Below are 20461 nucleotides of genomic sequence, written 5' to 3'. Positions count from 1 at the left end.
AATAGGAACATCATAAGGCTATATAGATTTAAGTTTAAATCATTCTCAATTGTAAATTAAATAAGGAGAAGAATGTATATGGATAATGTTCTACAATTGTTTAAAGATGCATTAGTAATATCAGCACCTATCTATAAACATAATGAACAATTGTGGTATAAATGGAATGCTTATTACTTAGAAGTTAAAGAAGATACTAGTAGGATCGTAACTTCGGACTATTTTTCCCCATCATTTTCAATGCTTGTACAGTGGCTTGAACAGCAACAAAAAAAGGGAATCTCCTCTTTGGAAATATTCACCAACATAGAAGCTTACCAAATTGAAATTGATGTGGCGATAGGATTATTTGTGGAGCAAGAGTTTTCAAGAGCTAACAATGAAACCGTGCGGGAACCAAAGGAATCTAATACAAGTTTAGAGCACGAGAATTACTATGAAGTGAATAATTCTGCGGTTTATTATAAATTAAGAGATGGCATAGCAAAGAATCAATTTGAAGAAGATGAAAATACAAAGTTGAAATCTTATCCAATTGAAACGAAAGATAGTAGTGGAGTTGCACAACTTTCTTCACATAAAGATGAAGATTTAAGATTAATAAATATTGAAGAAGCTGCTCGTTGGAATACATTGGTTGATGGTGTAATGAGTAATATGGATGATTTAACTGCTGACTGTTTAGATGCAATTACTATCCAATGGTTAAATGAGGCAAAGTCCCCTGATGAATTCATAGACTTTTCATATAATCAGGTATTAGAAATGTGTAGCATACCTAAAGCAAAGGCTAATAACACAGAATATTATCGAGCAGAAGATAAAATAAAGGTTGCCAAACGAATTGCTGCCTTAGCAAGTATTTTTATCTATTTAAATGATGATAATGAGGTAGTTGTATTAAATGATCGAGCTGAAGCAGGTAAACATTATGAAGTAAAGCGAGAAGTTATTAAGAGGCTTTTTGTATTAGATTCTGTGGTACTCTGGAGAGATACTAACACTAACGAATATATGGGGATAGAATCTTGCAGGATTAAGCCAGGGAGCTTCTTATCAAGTTATTTATATGGTTCTAGTAGTACAACGGCACTATTATCAAAAAAAGCGTTAGAATATAATAGTTATAGACATAAATATCATAAGAGATTGATTCGTTATTTAACTTGGCAATGGAGAATTCGTCAAATGTTCTCTAGTTTAAAAAGGCCTTACTCTATAGGAGGAGATAAGGGATTACTGGCTGTCATGGGTATAAATCAAAATCAAAAGCCAAATCGTATTCGTGAACAGTTAGAAAATGTTCTTATTGATTTAGAGAAGGAAAAGGTAATATCACATTGGGAGTACAGTGAAGATTTAAAAGAGGAAATGTTAACAAAGAAGAATTGGTTTAAGAACTATTATGCTCAGTTAGGTATAATAATTTTACCGCCGAAAGAATTAATGAATTCAATAGAAAAAATAGTGAAGAAAAAAACAGTAGAGATCATACAAGAAGAGTCTCCTGTGAAAATAGAAAATAACACTTTAGATGTTGATGAGTATGAAAATTCAATTAGAGAAAAAATATCATACTTCCATATGAATAAAAATATTACAATGCGAGAACTTTCAAAAGAAATAGGTATATCACAACCTACCCTTTCTAGGTTTTATAATAAGAAAACAAAACGCCTTTCAGGCACGGCTAAAGATAAATTAAATCAGTGGTATAAAAGACAAATTATTATCGATAAGATGTAGAAAAAGTTTAACTCCATGATAAAAAAGAGTCCCTATTTTAGGGACTCTTTTTTATCATGGAGTTATAACGCTAGTTACCAAATAAATTGGCCGTATCCAGATCTTCATATTCATCTTTTAGTACTGCTTTTTCAGTTGTTGATTCATTTTCTATATGTGTATCTTTAGAAGTAGAATTCTTTTCATTAGATGAGATTATTCTATTTGAATCGGCTACCTCTTCTTCATTTGCTTGGCTTTCTTTTTGAATAGTAAGGTTTGAATTATTTAAAAGTATACGCTTAACATCATTTAAAAAGTCTTTATCTTGAAGTAAAATTTCTTTTTGCATTTGTTGCTGTATCTTATAATCAGCCACGTCTTGTAATCCGTGTTTATCAATAAAATAGCAAACAAGTTTATACAAAGAATCGGCTATATTGCTTTGTGACTCGAACCATTTAAAGAATTCTTCATTCTCAATCTTCTTGAGGTTCCAGAAGAAGGATTCTCTTTTTTTGTCGGACATACTATTTCACCTTTTTTCGAGAAAGAATTTTCTTGATAATTTGCATCCCCTTAGCATTCATATCTACAGCGTATTTCTCTGGAATCCACAATAAGTACATTCCAACTCGCTCACAATACTCTAATAATTGATTATATAATTCATCTTTAAAAGTAATACTTCCCCCACCATACACACATAAAACTTCAGCTTCACTGGCTGTATTGTTTACATATTTTTCATCTGTATCTTCTAGGATTAGTTCAGCTTGTTCCACTTTTGTAATATTAAAGTGGGTTGTTGCCTCTTCATGGTATTTATGATCTATATCTTGAAGAATCTGAGAGAATTGTTGGCGTTTAATGTTTGTGCCACGTTCTTGATTTAATAATTTTACAGCTTCTTCTGTAGCATGACCGACACCACGTCTTTCACCGCTACAAGCATCAATTACAGGGTTCACGCCAACTGTATAGATATACTCAGTTGTTCCATCCCCAATATCAGAATGTAAAATCTTTTTGTTTTTAAAGAAGGAGCCGTCAATTTTTTTGATTTCAAGTTTTTTTGCATATAGTTTAGTGAAATCAGTAAACATCTCCTCTTCCCCTTCAAGAATTGCAAATAACGGAGGAACACCCTCTTGTGTAATGTTTGCACTATTAAATGTTAAGCTAACCGTTACCTGCTCTTCTCCTACATAAACCACTACAACATGATTTGAATTAGTAAAACGTTGTTCTAAATGTTTAGCGTTTACGGGTGTCCATTGGCTTGCTGGGATAGCTGAAATAAGGTCAACAGTCACGCTGATTGATTGTGGTAGTTGTTCTGTGCGTTCCCATTCAAGTTGAACTGATTTGTTTGCAATTAATCCTAGCATATTAATTAGTGGTAAATCATCATTGTATTTTTGACCTACTTTAATGTTCATGTTTTTAGGGTTTTTCCCTGTTAACATCGCACGATTACCAATGAAATACATTCCAGATCTTCGAATTGATTTACTAGCAATATTCACGAACATATTATCTACTAAATTAACTACGTTTTTTTGGATGTTTGTCTCAGTAACATTAGGCATTGAGTAAACACTTTGATATACATTTTTCATTTTTATGTATTCACCATTGATGTAACCTTTAAACGAATCGTTCCCAATATCACCTTCTATGTCTATATGAAGAGTTTTGCCTTTTAAACTTGCCATTATACATCACCTCTAGTAATTTTATTTCTAATTTATATCTAATAAATATATTATAACCTATAAAACCTCTAGCGACAAGGATTTTATAAGGTTTGTGAAGAAAAAATATAAATAAAATATAAAATGAATATAAGTTAGATATAAATTAGATATTAAATTAAAATATTCAAGTTATTTTTTAGTGGTTATGATATTTTATATATTCTAGATATATTTTGAATATATCTAGAATATATAAAATGTGTTATTGGCGGGAGGAATACGTTTGTCGAAGATGTCTTTTGAAATATCAGGTTATTTCTGTGATTTATGGATAGATTACTGATGATATATTTCGGGAATCTAAGGGATATCTAGTGGAATGAGGTATACATTTTAATCGAGAGAATGCAAATAAGATTAATTGCGAATATGACTTATACATACTTGAATAGTAAAAATGGTTAGCCAAATAAACGTTATAAAAGTGTTATTTCGGTGTTTGATATTGTGTGAACGTTAGGCGTTTTTAATGCGTTAACCCCCTTTAAATCAACAATTTTAATGTTTTTTATAAACAAATAGCTAATAAAGGTAATGAGATTGAGAGAGTAGATGTTTTTTGGTGTAATAACGCATTGAAAGACGGTTTAAAATTGAGATCTTTATTATATAAGTTTGTTTTTGGCTATTTTGATGATATCTATAACAAAAAGACTGAAAAAGTAGTATGCAAATTAACCCTCTACATATCAAGTGTAATATGTAGAACATAAAATACCTTGAGTATGTATTTTTGTTGTATATGTTCTATTTGTATCTGTAGCACTCCTTTAAAAGAATATAGAATCTATGAAATTTGATTTGAATATAAAAATTGAACAGGATTAATTACAGATTTATATATATTTGCTAAACAAACGTTATTATGGTGTTTATCTGGCGATTTTAGCAGATGAACACTAGGCGTTTTTTAAGCGTTAAACATTGTAATAGCAATATTTAAAGTTGATTTTAAAGAGAAACTAGTTTAAGAAATGATAAAACCTATAAATTTAATTTTCGAGTTCGATATTAAAAAAGTAGTTTGGTATATGTTGTAAAGAATTTCAATTGAAATATTTCTATATAAATAATGACATAGATATCAAAGTAGTTTCTACATACTTACTTAGATCATAGTGGCAATATAAAGCTATGTTGAAAAGGTGTTTTTAGGAAATCCATTAGTAACATACTTTTAAAAGTAAAACTTCTTTCTGAAGCAACTAATATAATAAGATTTTGGATTGGGTATATATCTAGGGTGTTGTTCGGTTTGCATACTTTTACTGTTTTTTAGTAGGAATGTAGTAATTGATTCTCCGTGAACGCATAGCGTTCACGGAGAATCAATTATACTAATCGCAGGAATGCTGCTTTAAAGTTTAAAAGTAAGAAGTTTAAATAGACAATGAATGACCATTACTGCTCTTGTTTTATTTTTGAAATTAACTCTAAATTTGTATGGTAAGATACCAAATTCTTTAACAAAAATTTTATATCATCGTATATTCTTCTTGGAGTATATATTTAAGTTTCTTAAGTTGAAGTAAATGCAAAATTTTTATTTTATGAACGTTTTAGAAGTGTTATTTAGGCGTTGTTATTTGATGTTGGCGCGTTCTTAAAGCAATTTTTAGTGGCATATTTATATAGTTATTAATTCGATGTTTTGATGGGTAAAGCAGAAACTTCGGCTAAGAGATAATATGATTGCAATTTAAAAGAAGATTCTTTTCTTAAACATATGAAGATGTGGAATATCAACCTAAGTTCGGAGAGAAGTACGGTAGACGTAAGCATATGTTTTTTTGAAATGAATGACTCTAGTCCAACCAAATAAAATCTTCCACAAGAAACAAACAAATGGAAATATCGTTATAGTAGATGATCAAGCAAAAATATCTATAGTAGAACGTAGTTTGCGAAGATCATGATTTAGTAGAATTGTTAGACGGTACATAAAAGAATTAATGAAAGTTTGTATTTCTGTTGGAAATGATATGTGATTAGGAATTAAAGAATTTTTCTAGTTATAAAAATACTAAATTCGTTCGGACAGTAGAAACTATCTAGCAAAAGCAAGGCGCACTCTTTACAGAAGAACGAAGGATTCTGTAAACTGGCATATGCAGCATAAAGAAGCCAATAATTTTTGAAGAATCTTAGATACAATTTTCAGTAATGTTGAAACTCAAAGCGAAATGGAATGAGGAGATAGTTATAGTTGTATCTGATCTCGTGTTTCTAATCACTCATTTTAGAGGTTTTGCGAATAAATTTCTTACTTTTAGGTATATATCATAATAGATATATTAATCTAGGATTAACTAAAAAAACAAATCAATTTATTTCATTTCGCAGCTTTACAATATAGTTATAAAAAAAATATAATATGGATTTACGGATGTAGTTGAAATTTCTATCATAAATTGCGGGTTTCATGAACGTTATAAAAACGGTCATGTTGCTATCAAAATATATTATTAACACTACTACCTATTTTTTTGTATAGGATGTATTTAATATGACAATACTATTAATATTGAACTACGCCCACTTAACAATGTTGCGACCCATTTAATATATTAGATTACGGCTTTCTCTTGGATTTCTTAATTTCGTCAAGTGTGGGACGATAGAACGTTGAATCTTTTACAATTGCTATGACTTTTTTGCAAACTATATTCTAATAAAAAAGTGATCTGTACAAGTAGATGGTAACAAGACAATCGGTATGCATCGCCCACCTTCACATTTTAGAGGAAGAAGTACTTTGTAATAATTTTGAGAATACTACTTTAAAGCAACTATGTTTTTAAAAGATGTCACCAAATCGAGGACGTTACAAATTTAAATTACTACCTCTAACTTCTAACTTTAATCTATAAAGGTTAAGTGGATATTTTAAGGAATCAGGATTCTTGTACAATTCAAACGTTATCGAAGTGTTATTTTAGTGTTAATTTCCATGTGAACGCTGTCCGTTATTTCACCGACTAACCCTTTAACTACAGCGTTAAGAGTTGTATAAAGTGCGTTACTCATAACAGGCATATCAATTAATAAAATAAAAAGCAAACTAAAATATATAAGGTGTTCTATAATTTGTACTGAATGTTATAACAACAATTCCAACTAAATGAAGTGAAAATATATCGTATTAAATTCTTTAAACAGGAATCAACTTGCAAGAAGCAAAGTATAATCTTCCAAGGGCATATTTTAAAAAATGCCCTAAGTTTTGCTGTGTTATAGATGTTAATGAGAGTGTCCTTCTTATAACACACATTATTACAAAGGTATTAGCACAAATTTAAATCATAAAACGAAGTAGTTCATTTATAAAGCATAGGAATTACGAGAATAGTCACCTAACAAATTAAGAAGTTTACTTATTGGATCTTGCGCCTTAAACAGTCTGTAAGAATGTTTAAGGCGCAAGATGTTTAATATAATAGGAAGAAATAAAATAGATGAGCGCTTGAGAAACGTTAATTTAACGCTTTGTGAAATGTGAACGCATAGCGTTTACAAGAAATCCCCTTCATTAATATAATACGTTAAAATATATTTACATCTAAACGTATTATGTGATTTTAGGATAGATATGTTTTATTTAACAGTGTTCATAACGTGTATGAATTAGTAATAATGAATGCGGCGTTTGTATAATGCGGTTTTATTATTACAGATCTTAAGATTTATCTTAATTGAATGTTACACTTCATATAACAAATACAATCTGACAAATATATTAAAGAAGGCTGGAGATATATGGAGTATTTTTTGAATCAATAAGAAAGGACAAAAAAATATGTAGTTGTGGTTGTGCTGAAATTGTTTTTTACTTAAATGTTGTCGAGTGTTATTTTAATGATTTCTAATGTGAACGCTACCCGTTATTTCAGCGTCTATCTCTTTAATATCAATATTCTGAGTTGATCAAAGGACGCAATTTATGCTAAAGCAATATATAAAAATGATAACAAGTGTATCAATTAATAGCTCAATAATAAAGTTGTAGGTTTCTATGTTGTAATGGTTAATGAACGTTATAATAACGACCTTGACTAAATGAAGCATAGAGTTTCATAATGCTATATGTCATGAAGTATTTAAAGCGAAGTGGTATGAAAAAAAGTTGTTGATGTTAGCTGACGATGTTCGAAGTATGATTACAAAAACATAGACATTAATGGGCGTGTTCTTCATATGGCACATATCTTAGTAGCAAAGATTTAAATTATAAGAGTGATGTGATAGCGGCCTAACAAATTAGAGAATGTGTGTTTAGTGTTTTGAATCCGAAACGATCTGTAAGGATATTAGATGGCAAATAGTTTAATACAATAAGAAAAAACGAAATGAGCGCTTACAAAACGTTAATTTAACGTTTTGTAAATGGTGAAAGCATAGGATCTAGTAATAATGAATGTAGCAATTGATGACAATATAAATAAAAAATCTAGTCTGGCAAAATGAATTAAAGAATACTAGAAAAAGCATGCAGTTTCATATATGGGTTTAATATGTAGTTGAGGAATTAGAGGATTAGTCAAAACTCCCTAAAAATCGTCAAAGAAAACACTTAAGTAATTTTAGGAAATAGGATTAACATGTTGATATTAGAAATATAGAGTGTTTTTTGGAATCCATAAGAAAGGTCCAATAAGATATGCAATTGTGGTCATCTTGGAATTCATGTAAGCAAAATATGTTGAACCACTCAGTACTTAACATCTTCCGGAGCGTTTTAAGTGAGGGATCCCTAAGTACAAAAGCCTAACGCTTTCTAATTTAGTAGGCCATCCTCATAGTTCCTACGGTTAAAAGAGGAATTGCTTCATTTCTAAGGTTGAGCACTGTGTTACATCTCTATCATGATGTGTGCCACAATAAGGACAATCCCACTCAAGAATGGTTAGATTTTTAGCATCTTTGTTTTTGTAGTTACAATTGGAACATAATTGACGTGAAGCAAATGTTTTAGATAATACAGCTAATTGTTTGCCATACCACTAGATCGTACGTATTCTTTACCAATGACATCGTACTTTTTGATGATTTCACTAGAAAGTTTATGTAAGTAATCAGCCCGTATACTCGCATCATGTTCATGAATTCATGCAATTATCACGTGCTGTTTATTTTAGTTAGAGTAAGTAACATAAGTTATATAAAAGTACATTCTCAATATTAAACAAGAAATAAAAAACATATTATAAAAATTTTTTATAAAACTACGTATTCATGTTGTGAGGATGAGTAAAAAAAAAGCGGTAGCTACCGCTTTTTTTACTCAATTAGATATGTATTGGATAAAAAAAAGTATATCTGATTTAATTCCTACCAAAAAAACGTTGAATGAACGTTTTTTTGGTGTTATCTTGCTGTTCTTGGCGATCTTCATTCAATAGTTCAATTGCTTTATCCAGTTTTTCTTGTAATAACTGAATCTGTAAATCCTTGTCTTCTTTTTCTGAGCGTTCCTGTAATAATAATTTAATAATATCTTGGTTTTGCTGTACAATTTTATCTTGCTGCTCAAACATGTAAGAAAATTTTTCTTGAATCATTAAAATATCTGTTTCTGAACGTTTTCTGAGCGTTACTTGAACTTCATTTTCCTCGTGAACGCTATCCGTTTTCTTAACGTTTTCTTCAGTATTTTCCATGCTTCTTGTTGCAGCTTCTTCTAGTTTCCAGTTTTGATTTAAGTATTCTTTCATTTGCTTTAAGATATCTATATCATTCTCATAGTAAATTCGTTGATTACGCTCATTTCTTTCAAATATATATTCCATTTTTTCTAATTCAATTGACCACCTGCGAAGTGTATTGGTGTTTATATCTAGTTGTTTTGCTACTTCTTGTGCAAAATATCCATATTCCAAACTTCACACCTCCATTATTTGTGTGTAAGATATTGATTCGTTCTTGAAAAGATCTTTCTTTTAAGAGTAAAAGTTTTATAGGCAGCCACCTAATTATTTGTACTCATATCAGTTTGTTTGTATACATACTTATATATTAAGTCAATCTATACATCTAGCGTTAATGTTTTTTCAATAATAAACGCTATTCGTTCTAATAGCGTTCATTATTGGAAGTGAACAAGTATTTATACAACATTAATGTAAGCAGGAAATTAATTTAAAACTAACTATTAATATTAGAAGTTTGTTGCTGATATAAGAATTTTACTAGATATTTGTAATAGAATCAAAGCTTTCATTAATAGAATTAGCAATTAAGTACTATTTTTTTATTACAAATGCCTAAAAAGCAAACAAAAAACTTTATTTATATGTGAACGCTATGCGTTAAAGTAGCGTTTTATGTTTGTATAAAGGCTTGCATAGTATGTATTACTTGAATATTAAAAAGGTACTAGATATTATTTATTGTGTTTTGAATCTCAAATAAGGTTATTTGTATAAGTGAAAAATAATGAGGGTTATTCAGAGATTAAATGTATTGTTTAAATATTAAATAGACATAGCTATAAAAAACTCAGTTTTAGGTTTTATGTATATTAGTATGGACCAGAATTTTGAATAATATACACTTGTAATTCGATATGAAATTTAGATGTATATAGGGAGAGGGGCAATAGATATAGGCGTTTATTATTTTGACAAGGATACTTGTGGTTAAAATATATTGAAAGAAAAAATTTCATATTATTTTGTTGATACTTACAGTAAATAAATCCTGTTTAAGAAAAGTGAAAGCTATAAATATATTAAAATGAAATTTCGTCTCGTTAATTTTACTTTACCAAATAATAGTTAGGATGAAAGATTTCAAGAGTTGTTAAAAGTAGTAGGACAGATGTTGGAGCAAAATGTAGATTGTACAATAGTGGAAGAGGGGGAAGAAGACAATTGTATAATGAAATCAGTTGTTAAGACAGTGTATGAAACGAGTTATTATACATTTTAAAGAGTGAAATCAATGAGTACGAAGTTTTTAACTTTTAAAGCACATAGACAAATTAGAACAAATTAATCAAATACTATTGAACAAGATTGATAAATAACAACAGGCCATTGCTTCCACGCAACTGGTAGAATCATAGTTTAGCCAATTGTTTAAGAAGTAAGTTATGCCAAATTAAATAAAAAATTAGGGAATCCTTTAGAAGATATGCTAAGCCTCCCTAAAAAGTTACAAAGAGATGCAAAGTACTATATTTAATAAATCTTGTTTTAGAAATTAAAATAAATAAAAACATTAGAATTAATTTTGGGGGCATTATGGTTATTGTATCAAGGTATTGGAGATTTATGCTTAGTAAATTTCTAAGTAAATAGTTTAGTAAATAATTGAATATACTATATTCATGAGGTGTAAATTTTATAGTTGAATTAGAAGTAAAAAAAATATAGTCCATAGAAATTGCATATAGTTTTTGAAATTATTTTATTGAAGACCAATAAGGCAATAAAGAACGATAGGAAGACATTACAAATAGCCTTGCTGTATATGTTTTTTTCAGCAAGGCTATTTGTAATGAGATTTTTTTGATTTTAATTGTGCTCATCTAAAAAATTATAAAAAACAAATGTATGACTATGATTTGTATCTAAGAGTGAGCTTGTATTTTGTGCATTACGTTTTCTACGATCTTGATTTTGTTTAGATTTTTGATTAAGCATTTTTATGAAATGTGCAGGATTACTGTTTTCAGCTTTATTAAACTGGAACCATTGCACACATTCTTCAAAATCCCATCTTATGTAGCGATCAATATCCGGTGGCAATCTTAAAGCAATTGTGTATGCATCATTTTCAGATAGGTATGTTAGCTCTTGACTCAAAATGTAGTAATACGCTTTTTTCTGATCTTCACTCAAATAATCATTTAAGTCTTGTAATCTATTATTTTTCCCTTGTTTCTCATGATTAACAGCAGGTTTTGATTGCTCTTCAATGCCGAAAAAATCTAAGGAAGGTGAAGGATTAAAATTGTTTTTTTGCATAAATTCAAGATCTGTCACATCAGACTTTTTACTAATTTTGTTCTTTAAAAATCTAGTAAAAGTAGCACAAACATCAATTGCTACAGCCCATTTTATCTTGAAATATTCAACGATTTTTAAATAATTATTATGTATTGTTAAGATGTAAACAGAGGGGGCAATCTTTCCGTGCCGTCTTACCTTTATTTGTTGACATACTCCTAAATCTTGCAGCCAATTGAAAATGTAATTAATAATAGGTTTTGAAATTCCAGATTTTTTGCTAATGTGTTCTTGTCTAACTTGACTATAGCCTTCTTGTACTAAATAAGATAAAACAGTCTCTAAAGCTTCGTATTTCTTTTTGGTAAGATAATCTTTAGTGGTAGCACCTTCACACTCTAGGACAACACCATCAATATAAGAAGTTATTTTCTTGATTGCTTGATTGATAGCTCCAGGAGTTTTGGATAAGTGATGGATGTGGGGACTTAGTTCCGCTTTTGCTCGACTAAGCAAAAAGTTTCGCAACAACACTGAAAAAACCTCCTATTTTTCCCACTAAACACATACAGAAAAAACATGGAAAAATAGAGGTTCTTATTCACATTAAATCCACTTTATGTTATAATTATTTTTATAAGTGAACATTAAAAAATGTTAAATAAGACCCTTACTATTCTAGGAGTTTTAAATTGGTTCATGTCGCCAAACTAGAGACCAATTTAAAACTGTGTATAGTGGGTTTTTTTTATGTGTAAATATTTTTAAAAATTATTTCTTCTTTAAAATACAATCTTTCTATCTATCTTATATTGTCATTAAAATAATATCAATCCCCTCGAGTAGCCTTTTTTATCCCATCTGTAAAAAACATTTAAATGTATTCATTCAAACCCATCTGAATTTTAATGTCTCCTCCTTATATTTTGAATTTTCTGATAAATAAATATAAAATTTTTATAATGGTCAATTTACACATAACGATAAGACCTTCGTGTTAAAATATTTCTAATTATACAATTTTTGAGAAAACATTAAGTAATATAATAACAAGTTTTGATTACCCGATCATTAAAGTTAATTATTAACCTCCAAGAATATATATAAATACTACACTATAGATTAAAACATCTATTTAATAATTTATATTGGGTGATGTGTCTTGTGCTTGGAAGGGGGCTTTACATTGGAGAATTTAATGGGGAAATTGTCGAAAATTAAAGCTGAAAAGAAAATAAGTAGTAGACAACTAGCAAAGGAAATTGGAACAAGTAAAACAACAATTGATAACGGACTTCAATGTAAAACAGAAGAGTTTAAATTTGAGATTTTTTTAAAGTTAATTCAAGCCATTTGTAATAATTCGGAAGAGAAAAGAAAAATCATTCATGAATATATTCTTCTTTGTAAAACACCATTAAATGTACAAAAAGCATTATGCTATTGCCAAGCAATGGGAGAATACAAAGTAATAGCAGATATTATAGAAAAGCATGCGGATACAAAGGGATTAAAGAAGTACATAGCGGTTTATAAAATACAGAATAAAAGAAATCAAAACATAGCGAGAGGTCAGCAACTTCTAGATGAGATATATACCAAAGATTTCTCTTCAGATACAGTGTGTCAAGCAGCCTTAAATATTTTATATATGGAAGCTATGTATGATAAGCAAAATTATAATGCGGTTATTCCTTATGCTGATCGTACAGATGTCATTTTAAAAGAAGTGAAACAAGAGTACGTTAAGAGATGCTTGGAAATGAAATATAAAGAGCGACTGGCTTATATATATTTAATGAGAAATGCCTTAGATAGATGTCGCAATACATGTTATGAAATTTTAGATTCTAAATTGGATATTTCTATTATTAAGGCTACAGCTTGGTGCTGTTTAGGAGAAAGTTTCACGTTTGAATGCCCATATACAGCTGAGAAGTATATCAAGAAAGCCATTTCTCTTTGTGAAAGTATTCAAGTTCCACAAAAAACACAAAAGTATTTAGCGTTTCATACTACACTAGCCCATTTGTATATAGAAAATGGTATTAATTTAGATGAGATAAGATTTGATCTTATTCATTCATCTGAGAAGGCTTTTTTTGAATGCATGCATGGTGATTGGGAAAAAGGAAATAAACTATATGATGACTTGAGAAAAGATGGTAAAAAATTCACGGCCTTCCAGCAGTATTCGTTTTCAAAAGTAAATAATGATATAATAGGATTAAAGGAATCGTTAGAATCTTTCGAATTGACAGGTAACATTTTTTATTCGCAATACGTCAAGAAGGAGCTATTAAAAGAAGAGGTGAAGTCAAGTGAATAAATTTTTAGCGGTTACGTTATATACCGTGATGCTATTGACATCGTTTTTTCAATTAGAAACACCAGATTCACAATATGCAAAAGCGCAAGATACAAATAAATATGTTATGCAAAGGATGGTCGATCCCGGAGGTGGTTAAGCCGTTTAAGCAAGAAAGACGCTACTAAAAAGTAGCGTCTTTCGTACTTTATAATGGTGGCTCATTATTATAAAGCGTAAAAATTTCGTGCCACTAACACATAAAATTCATGTAAAATATGGGAGGCGTTACAAAATGAATCTTAATCAAGAGTGGTTTAATGAAATGATTAACCAGGATAATAATATTTTAGAAACTTATCGCGAATTATTATTGTTAATTGGAAATTTCCAAGAAGAATAATGTATTTCAGCTATGTTTTAATTTATTTTTAGTCTCAATTCTATGCGTTAAGTATTTTGCATACTCAATTAACTCATTTTCTAATAATGGTTTATCTTTATCAGGAATATTTTTATAACTTTCATACAAATCTTGTGCTAAACGTTCAACAACTAATTTTCGATCTTCTGTTGTAAGAGCTTCACTATCACCAATTTTATGATTTAGGAGTCGATCAGTACTTACATTAAAATATATGGAGATCTTTTGGAGCATTTCAAAACTTGGCTCTTTCCTGTTATTTTCCCAATTGGAAATAGTACTACTAGCGACTCCTAAAACATCACCAAGTTCTTTCATATTTAATCCTTTAAGCGTTCTTAGAATTCTAACATTTTCTCCGAAATAATTTTGTATCATCTATTTCACTCCATTCATTATATTCACATTAAGGATTATTTTTTATCCCTAAAGTAAAAATAATTCACTTTAGGGATAAAAAAGTATCCTGAAAGGATTGACATTCTACTTTAAGGAGAATAGAATGTGATTAAGGGGGTGGGGAATTGACTGTTATACGCAATATTAGAGAATCAAAAGGGTTATCAATTCAAGAGCTGTCGGATGCTTCTAAAATACCTTTGAAAACTCTGTATCACATTGAAACTGGTACAAAAGGAGTTATTGAAAATAGGGCAAAAGTTCTTGCTGATATTTTCAATGAGCCAATTGAAAAATTGTTTTTTGCTACGTACTATCGTGCAAGATTAGAATGAAACAAATTTCATTTACTAACTAAACAATAATTATACATCTATATTGTAAATGAAAAATACAGAAAAGTGATAACATAATTACTTTTTTTAAGTTTATAAATCTGAAAATTTAGTTTTTTTGTTCTCTAAAAGCTGCATATCATATGAGGAAGCTGTTAGTCATGTTGAAACTTTCGTGTCGTATGCTACTCATTACAATGAGTGCGCTCCTTGTAGCATCATTAAACCTCCTATTTCCGGCACCAATAAACTTCCGAACGCTGAGGCTTCCATATGGAAAATACACGTATAAAGAAACATTTGCACAAGAAGGATATTTACTGAATGAAGAAATGTTCTCATTTGAAATTAAAGAAGATGGTCAAATTATTAAGCAAAAGGTGAAGGGTCAAAAGAAATCGCCCCACCACTTACTCCAGTGACAACACAACAGATTGTTATGAAACCACCACTAGAACAAACACCAAAGAAACTCGAAACGTATCTTCCGACAACAGGCGGTAAATCCGAAAATCCATACATAAAATGGATTGGTCTTGCATGTGTCGTACTTGGCTTAATTGGAGCCGTATTTGCAGTAAGAAAGCTCAATTATGATATGAAGGAATATGAAGCTCATTCTAATGAAGTAGATGAAAATCCGTTAGGCTTTGCTATTGGATGTCTTTATGCATGTATATTCGTAATTCCCATTTGGACAGTTGTTTTTTTGATAGGGAGCAAGATATAAGAGACCGAGAGGGAGATGATATGAGATGTCAGAAATCTATGTCGTTAAAATAAAAAATTTAGGGAAACTTGGGGAAGACGTTATGCGGCGCATGAGTCTTGGTTACCTGAAGAATTGATGCAAGCAATTTCAATCGCTCAAACTGTAATGAAACCATTAAAGCAACATGATTACTGGATAGAATCCGCTACAAAATTATTGGCAGGAAGTATTTTGTATCTGGATCAACGGCATAAAAAGCTATATTACCTGGATGTGAAAAAAGTTATTGAGTTCACGGAAAAAATGTATGAGTGTGTAGCGAACATGGTAGAGGTAGTAAATTTGCTCGAGAATGAGCATCCAGCTTATCATATCTTCCATGAGCTAGGTCTTTATTCAAAAGAAACAAGGGATGCTATAACTATCACTTTGCTATACATTCTTGAAAAACATCAACGTGAAAAGCAAGGGGAACAAAAAGAGTATTTTTGGTTTCAGTAGTAGTCAGAAGAGGAAAATGAAATAGAAAGGAGTGCAATACATGTTAGGCGTAGCTAAGAAGTATACAAAGGTGATTAGAGCGTTGAAAGAACTGAATGAAGGGAAAAAGGTTGCAGGTGTGATAAAAGCTCATTTTGGAGCTTATAAAACAGTCATAGAAGGTTTAAAAGAAAACGCCAACGATTTTATTTTCATTTTTGATCCAAAAGGTATCTTTTATGAAGATACCCATCAAGAAAAACGAAAACAAGGATATCAAATCATCAATCATGATTTACTAACTGGTTATGAAACACTACAAATGGATCTAAAACAAAAATCCGTTGTGTACATCAGTGTAGAGACGGAAACGAGTACGTATCAAGAGAGAGGGGAAGCATTATCAAATTTTCTTCAATATCTAACAGAATGCAAGAATATAAGACCGATTCACCTGGTATTTCATCAATATGATTTGTACCCGATCCCTCATATGGAGCAGTTTTTGAAAGATAGCGCAACATACCACATTCAGCATTCAATCGTAGTTGAATCTCAATCCGCATTACAACACATATACGGAAAAGAAGCAGCACAACGCATCATAACCTCGTATAACACAACAATTCTAGCATGATATGAAGCACTCGTTCACTATTTCATCCTATCTAGATGGCTAGAAAACTAGACAAGGGAGAAGCGTTTTTCTCCCTTCTTTATCAAAATAGGAGGCGTTCATATGGGAAAAGAAAAAAGACTCACATTTTATGATATTGCCGCATCACAAGCTCACAGTGTTAAAACTTTTGATGGAAAAACATACGAACTGAAAGGTACCATCGCAATTGAAAATAGCACAGGAAGCATCGAAAAGGTCGCTCAAATTTATTATCAAGTGCGCTCGGTAAGAGATGAGCATCAAAACTTAATTGCTAAACGAAAAAATAAACATGCGGATTTAGTAGCTGTCAAACAAAAGTGTAAATAAAAAAAGCGATTTTGAAGTGTGCTGAGAACATAGCACAAAGTAAGTTGCTCTTTGACAATTTAGATATATATTGCGTATCTTTTCCTTTCAGTAATAATTTAGAAGGATAGTATACGACTTTCAATATATATGCGTGCCTCCCTTCGAAAGGTCACTAGAAGGGTTAGGTATACGGTTATCGTTGGGTGAGTAAGATCGTAAAACTCATCTGTGATCACTGGGAAATGCATTGTATCAAAGACCTGTTTGTGTCAGTACTCGTGAGGAATATCCCATTTTGACATTCTGAAGAAGCGAGGAACATCACAACAGTAGATACATAAGGTTCTACGTTCACGCCAAAATACGTAGTGCGGTATTGGGCATATAGAAACTAGGTCGGGATTAGTCTCTATACGCATGCCAATACAGGGTTCGTCATTCCAGCCATAAATGATATTTCCATTTTCTATCCCACTTTCCTTTAAATGTTATAAAATAAAGACAGATGTTGAAGTTTAAATGTGTCTCATCACACTTCAAAATCGCTTATAAAAATATGACATAGGGAGGAACATGCATGAGTCGTAAAGGGTGGATCATTTCCGCTGTTGTTGGACTGTTAATTGCAATTGGTATTGGTTCGACATTTGTCTTTAGCTCGGGAAAAGGGGAAGTAATGGAACTTAGTCCGTTAGAAATGAAGAAGTTCATGAGTGAGGATGGCACGGGTTTTGTAATATTAAATAATGATAAGAAAACAAGAGCAGATATACTTTTTAAAGTCGAAAAATTAGCAAAGCAAAACAATATACTGGTTAGAGAATTATTCGGAGGTAGAGAGGATGTCCCAAGAACAAGTAATCAACATGACTTCGGTTTGTCACAAAAACGTGATACTCTTGCTTACTATGAAAAAGGTGAGTTAAAGAAATCAATAAAGTTTGAAGAAATTAAACCATCTGATTTTGAAAAAGAAGTTACCTACTTTGTTCAAAATTGCAAAGAGCAATATCAGAAGTAATCACATAATCATTGAAAGACCTGTGGTGTGATGTCAAGTAGGTATTTTAGTACTTGAACTATTAAATCTAGTATTACAGCTTAAAAAAGGCAATAGGAAACTAGACCATCAACTAATTGTAAATTAATGGTATTTAAAAGGAAGGGGAAATGTCGTTAGATATCATCTATCAACGCCCCTTCCAGGCGCGTAAATTTGGTTATTGCGTAGTAGCGCATCAACCAAACGCACAAATTTTCTTGCAGTTAAGACGAGGGCACGTTTGTGCTTATGTTTAGGCACTTCTGCAGACTTTTTCGTATAATAATCACGATATTCAGGTACATGACGTCTTACGGAGTTGGCGGCTTCAACTAGGTAATAACGTAAGTACGGATTTCCTGATTTTGTTAAGGATGTATTTTCTGCAGTAAAGCGACCAGACTGGTATTTTTTCCAGAAGAGGCCTGCATATTTTGCGATACGTGTTTCATCGGCAAAGCGGTCAATTTGACCAATCTCAGCGACAATACCTGCCGCGAATACAGGACCTACACCAGGAATACTGTCAAGGGTTTGCGGTAACGTTGACATCAAACTTTCTATACCTTTCTCAATCTCTTTAATTTGAGCTTGATAGGTGCGCATAATCTGAATAGAGGTGCTTAGTAAGAGATCAATAGAATCTTCTACGACTTTGCTTAATCTATACGAACCTTTAACAGCTTTTTGGATGGATTTCGCAACGTCTTCTGGATTACCAAAACGCTTTTTTCCTTTTTCCTGAAGGAAAAAAACGAGCTCTTGTAAAGGCATTTGAGCCATTTCTTCTAAACTAAATCGTTCTAGAAATAATTCCATCATGGCATTTCCGAATACAGAGGATTCAACGTCTTGAGTAAATTGGCTGCATTTCAATCCTAGGTGTTGAAGAAAATGTTGTTTTTCTTTCGTCAAGGCATGTACGAGTTGATAGCGAGAACGAGTTAATTGTTGTAAGGCCATATATTGTTCTTCTTTTACAATAGACATCGTATGGCGACCAAAACGAACATAGTCTGCAATGACAAATGCATCAATTGTATCGGTTTTATCCATTTCCGGATAGCTTTTTTTAAAATTTGAAATTTGTTTTGGATTAATCATAAATACCTGAGAACCGTAGGTTCTAAGTTCCTTGTCATTATGAAGGAACATGGCTGGGTGGTAGCTATAAATTGATGTAGATTCTAATCCAATCTTAATGATTTTACAATTGGATTTAGAAGCTGTGTCTAGAATTTTTTTCTTTAAAATCAAAGCGCCAGGTAAATCATTTGTAATAGTGAACGATTGTAAACAATCCCCTTCACCATTTAAAAAACAAATTTTCGCATCTTGAGAGCTCACATCTAAACCTACAAATAATTTCATGAGAAAACTCCTCCTTTCTTTTAGAATCACTGGAAACTTTCTTGGACGTCTGGGGATATCCCTAGTGTGATCGCTGACCAACATCCTCGTGTATAAGAACTTATTCTTACTCCAAAAGCCGCCCTAGCGCTACTAACAGCTAGGTTTGAAGTAAGGGGAACAGCCTGTGAGTAGGAAGCATAAAGCGAACACTGGGAAACAGTCTTTCCTTGTAGTTATATCTACAGGTGGTGAAGGAATTGTCCCAAATGATCCTTACTTTCATTATCTAGGAATATCCTCGGACGTCCAAGAAAATATAGATTAAATATGTCCGAAAAAAAGTAATTAAACATAATATACGAGGTGGTGATATAGTGGCGATTACACAAAGGGAATTAAAAAAAGAAAAAGATATGGTAGCAAACCTATTAAGAGCCAATGGTCAGGATTATAACCATTGGCTTCATTTACATCATCAGAAATACATTGAAGAAAATCAAGATTTAGTAATGAAAGCTTTACAAGCTTATAAGGCAACAGCAACAGAAGTAAAAGAAGTGAAAGAAGACAGCAAGGCAAATGAATCAAGTCAGCTTAGTAACGTATAAGCACTTAAAAATGAAAAGGGAGTGAATGTATATGTCAATGTTGGAAACATTATCTCAAATGTTAGTGTTAGGTGATGCGATGGACGGTCTAATTAATACAGGGAATTCATTTATTGCATGGATGCAAAGAGGGGCAATGGTTAGTACAGCGATTGTCTTTTGCTGGGGCGCTTATCTACTAATTTGGGGCGGTGAACGAGGAAGACATAAATGTATATGGTGGTTTCTTGGTGGGGCAGCCGGACTTGTTATCGTAATGGGATGCCAATACTTAGCAGAGAGCGTAAATAGCAATGTGAAATTTGGTCAAATCTTATTCCCGTTTTTCTGGATGAAATAGTGAAAAAATATAATTAAGGCAATGAAGAGGCTATGCAAAGGGTATGGCTTTTTTTG

The 20461-nt window shown here is 31.4% G+C and carries 16 protein-coding genes and 3 pseudogenes; 12 read left to right on the top strand and 7 right to left on the bottom strand.

Features of this window, described 5'->3' with window-relative positions:
- Nucleotides 1-78 precede the first annotated feature (78 nt).
- Nucleotides 79-1746 (top strand): helix-turn-helix domain-containing protein, encoded by a 1668-nt coding sequence (locus ILT06_RS28325; protein WP_097815618.1) that lies wholly within the window; start codon nucleotides 79-81, stop codon nucleotides 1744-1746.
- A gap of 70 nt (nucleotides 1747-1816) precedes the next feature.
- Here the strand turns inward: ILT06_RS28325 and ILT06_RS28320 are convergent, their stop codons facing one another.
- From ILT06_RS28320 to ILT06_RS28305, 4 genes and pseudogenes are all read right to left on the bottom strand, one after another.
- On the bottom strand, nucleotides 1817-2254 hold the full coding sequence (locus ILT06_RS28320) for a hypothetical protein (protein ID WP_001280894.1): 438 nt from the start codon (nucleotides 2252-2254) through the stop codon (nucleotides 1817-1819).
- A 1-nt stretch (nucleotide 2255) separates the two neighbouring features.
- On the bottom strand, nucleotides 2256-3443 hold the full coding sequence (locus ILT06_RS28315; RefSeq protein WP_098103680.1) for a ParM/StbA family protein: 1188 nt from the start codon (nucleotides 3441-3443) through the stop codon (nucleotides 2256-2258).
- Nucleotides 3444-8264: 4821 nt separating this feature from the next.
- A pseudogene (locus ILT06_RS28310) lies at nucleotides 8265-8616 on the bottom strand (zinc ribbon domain-containing protein); the annotation flags it as partial.
- 190 nt (nucleotides 8617-8806) lie between these two features.
- The gene (locus tag ILT06_RS28305) at nucleotides 8807-9361 is read right to left on the bottom strand and encodes a MerR family transcriptional regulator (protein WP_097815784.1); all 555 of its coding nucleotides are present in this window, start codon (nucleotides 9359-9361) and stop codon (nucleotides 8807-8809) included.
- A 919-nt stretch (nucleotides 9362-10280) separates the two neighbouring features.
- Here ILT06_RS28305 and ILT06_RS32730 point away from each other — a divergent pair.
- Nucleotides 10281-10412 carry a hypothetical protein gene (locus ILT06_RS32730; RefSeq protein WP_257206901.1) on the top strand — a complete coding sequence of 44 codons (132 nt, stop codon included), beginning with the start codon at nucleotides 10281-10283 and terminating at the stop codon, nucleotides 10410-10412.
- Nucleotides 10413-10999: 587 nt separating this feature from the next.
- Here the strand turns inward: ILT06_RS32730 and ILT06_RS28300 are convergent.
- Nucleotides 11000-11968, bottom strand: a complete 969-nt coding sequence (locus tag ILT06_RS28300) for a Replicase RepFR55 (protein WP_098095561.1) — start codon at nucleotides 11966-11968, stop codon at nucleotides 11000-11002.
- Between the two features lie 664 nt (nucleotides 11969-12632).
- On the opposite strand from ILT06_RS28300, the gene ILT06_RS28295 reads away from it, so the two are divergent.
- Entirely contained in the window at nucleotides 12633-13763 is a 1131-nt protein-coding gene (locus ILT06_RS28295; protein ID WP_098095570.1) for an AimR family lysis-lysogeny pheromone receptor, read from the top strand.
- A gap of 388 nt (nucleotides 13764-14151) precedes the next feature.
- Here the strand turns inward: ILT06_RS28295 and ILT06_RS28290 are convergent, their stop codons facing one another.
- A complete protein-coding gene (locus ILT06_RS28290) occupies nucleotides 14152-14544 on the bottom strand; it encodes a helix-turn-helix transcriptional regulator (protein ID WP_090978803.1) in 393 nt (130 codons plus the stop codon).
- 146 nt (nucleotides 14545-14690) lie between these two features.
- Here ILT06_RS28290 and ILT06_RS28285 point away from each other — a divergent pair, with 146 nt between their 5' ends.
- From ILT06_RS28285 to ILT06_RS28255, 6 genes and pseudogenes are all read left to right on the top strand, one after another.
- Nucleotides 14691-14900 (top strand): helix-turn-helix transcriptional regulator, encoded by a 210-nt coding sequence (locus ILT06_RS28285; RefSeq protein WP_090978805.1) that lies wholly within the window; start codon nucleotides 14691-14693, stop codon nucleotides 14898-14900.
- A 263-nt stretch (nucleotides 14901-15163) separates the two neighbouring features.
- Nucleotides 15164-15483 (top strand): annotated as a pseudogene (locus ILT06_RS32725) (prealbumin-like fold domain-containing protein); the annotation flags it as partial.
- Between the two features lie 172 nt (nucleotides 15484-15655).
- Nucleotides 15656-16113: pseudogene (locus tag ILT06_RS28270) on the top strand (TRAG family protein).
- A 40-nt stretch (nucleotides 16114-16153) separates the two neighbouring features.
- Entirely contained in the window at nucleotides 16154-16729 is a 576-nt protein-coding gene (locus tag ILT06_RS28265; RefSeq protein ID WP_222655715.1) for a type IV secretory system conjugative DNA transfer family protein, read from the top strand.
- 102 nt (nucleotides 16730-16831) lie between these two features.
- Nucleotides 16832-17080 (top strand): hypothetical protein, encoded by a 249-nt coding sequence (locus tag ILT06_RS28260; protein WP_222655714.1) that lies wholly within the window; start codon nucleotides 16832-16834, stop codon nucleotides 17078-17080.
- A gap of 559 nt (nucleotides 17081-17639) precedes the next feature.
- Nucleotides 17640-18083, top strand: coding sequence for a hypothetical protein (locus ILT06_RS28255; RefSeq protein ID WP_097822225.1), 444 nt, complete (start codon nucleotides 17640-17642; stop codon nucleotides 18081-18083).
- A gap of 162 nt (nucleotides 18084-18245) precedes the next feature.
- Here ILT06_RS28255 and ILT06_RS28250 read toward each other — a convergent pair whose 3' ends face one another.
- Entirely contained in the window at nucleotides 18246-19475 is a 1230-nt protein-coding gene (locus ILT06_RS28250) for an IS110 family RNA-guided transposase (protein WP_000765657.1), read from the bottom strand.
- Nucleotides 19476-19641: 166 nt separating this feature from the next.
- Between ILT06_RS28250 and ILT06_RS28245 the strand changes: the two genes are divergently transcribed.
- Genes ILT06_RS28245 through ILT06_RS28235 form a run of 3 tightly spaced genes read left to right on the top strand, consistent with a single transcriptional unit; the run spans nucleotide 19642 to nucleotide 20405 of the window.
- The gene (locus ILT06_RS28245) at nucleotides 19642-19782 is read left to right on the top strand and encodes a hypothetical protein (RefSeq protein WP_014990590.1); all 141 of its coding nucleotides are present in this window, start codon (nucleotides 19642-19644) and stop codon (nucleotides 19780-19782) included.
- A gap of 49 nt (nucleotides 19783-19831) precedes the next feature.
- Nucleotides 19832-20065 carry a hypothetical protein gene (locus tag ILT06_RS28240; RefSeq protein ID WP_001018797.1) on the top strand — a complete coding sequence of 78 codons (234 nt, stop codon included), beginning with the start codon at nucleotides 19832-19834 and terminating at the stop codon, nucleotides 20063-20065.
- A 31-nt stretch (nucleotides 20066-20096) separates the two neighbouring features.
- The gene (locus tag ILT06_RS28235) at nucleotides 20097-20405 is read left to right on the top strand and encodes a hypothetical protein (RefSeq protein WP_000062187.1); all 309 of its coding nucleotides are present in this window, start codon (nucleotides 20097-20099) and stop codon (nucleotides 20403-20405) included.
- Nucleotides 20406-20461 lie beyond the last annotated feature (56 nt).

The sequence above is a fragment of the Bacillus sp. 17RED48 genome (assembly GCF_019837545.1).
GTDB classification, from domain to species: Bacteria; Bacillota; Bacilli; order Bacillales; family Bacillaceae_G; genus Bacillus_A; species Bacillus_A wiedmannii.
This window is presented reverse-complemented; position numbering and strand designations above follow the sequence as displayed.

Excerpts from the sequence above, each read along its gene's own strand:
- ILT06_RS28325 (WP_097815618.1), top strand. The coding sequence starts at position 79 with ATGGATAATGTTCTACAATTGTTTAAAGATGCATTAGTAATATCAGCA.
- ILT06_RS28320 (WP_001280894.1), bottom strand. The coding sequence starts at position 2,254 with ATGTCCGACAAAAAAAGAGAATCCTTCTTCTGGAACCTCAAGAAGATT.
- ILT06_RS28315 (WP_098103680.1), bottom strand. The coding sequence starts at position 3,443 with ATGGCAAGTTTAAAAGGCAAAACTCTTCATATAGACATAGAAGGTGAT.
- ILT06_RS28295 (WP_098095570.1), top strand. The coding sequence starts at position 12,633 with ATGGGGAAATTGTCGAAAATTAAAGCTGAAAAGAAAATAAGTAGTAGA.
- ILT06_RS28290 (WP_090978803.1), bottom strand. The coding sequence starts at position 14,544 with ATGATACAAAATTATTTCGGAGAAAATGTTAGAATTCTAAGAACGCTT.
- ILT06_RS28265 (WP_222655715.1), top strand. The coding sequence starts at position 16,154 with ATGTTAGGCGTAGCTAAGAAGTATACAAAGGTGATTAGAGCGTTGAAA.
- ILT06_RS28260 (WP_222655714.1), top strand. The coding sequence starts at position 16,832 with ATGGGAAAAGAAAAAAGACTCACATTTTATGATATTGCCGCATCACAA.
- ILT06_RS28255 (WP_097822225.1), top strand. The coding sequence starts at position 17,640 with ATGAGTCGTAAAGGGTGGATCATTTCCGCTGTTGTTGGACTGTTAATT.
- ILT06_RS28250 (WP_000765657.1), bottom strand. The coding sequence starts at position 19,475 with ATGAAATTATTTGTAGGTTTAGATGTGAGCTCTCAAGATGCGAAAATT.
- ILT06_RS28235 (WP_000062187.1), top strand. The coding sequence starts at position 20,097 with ATGTCAATGTTGGAAACATTATCTCAAATGTTAGTGTTAGGTGATGCG.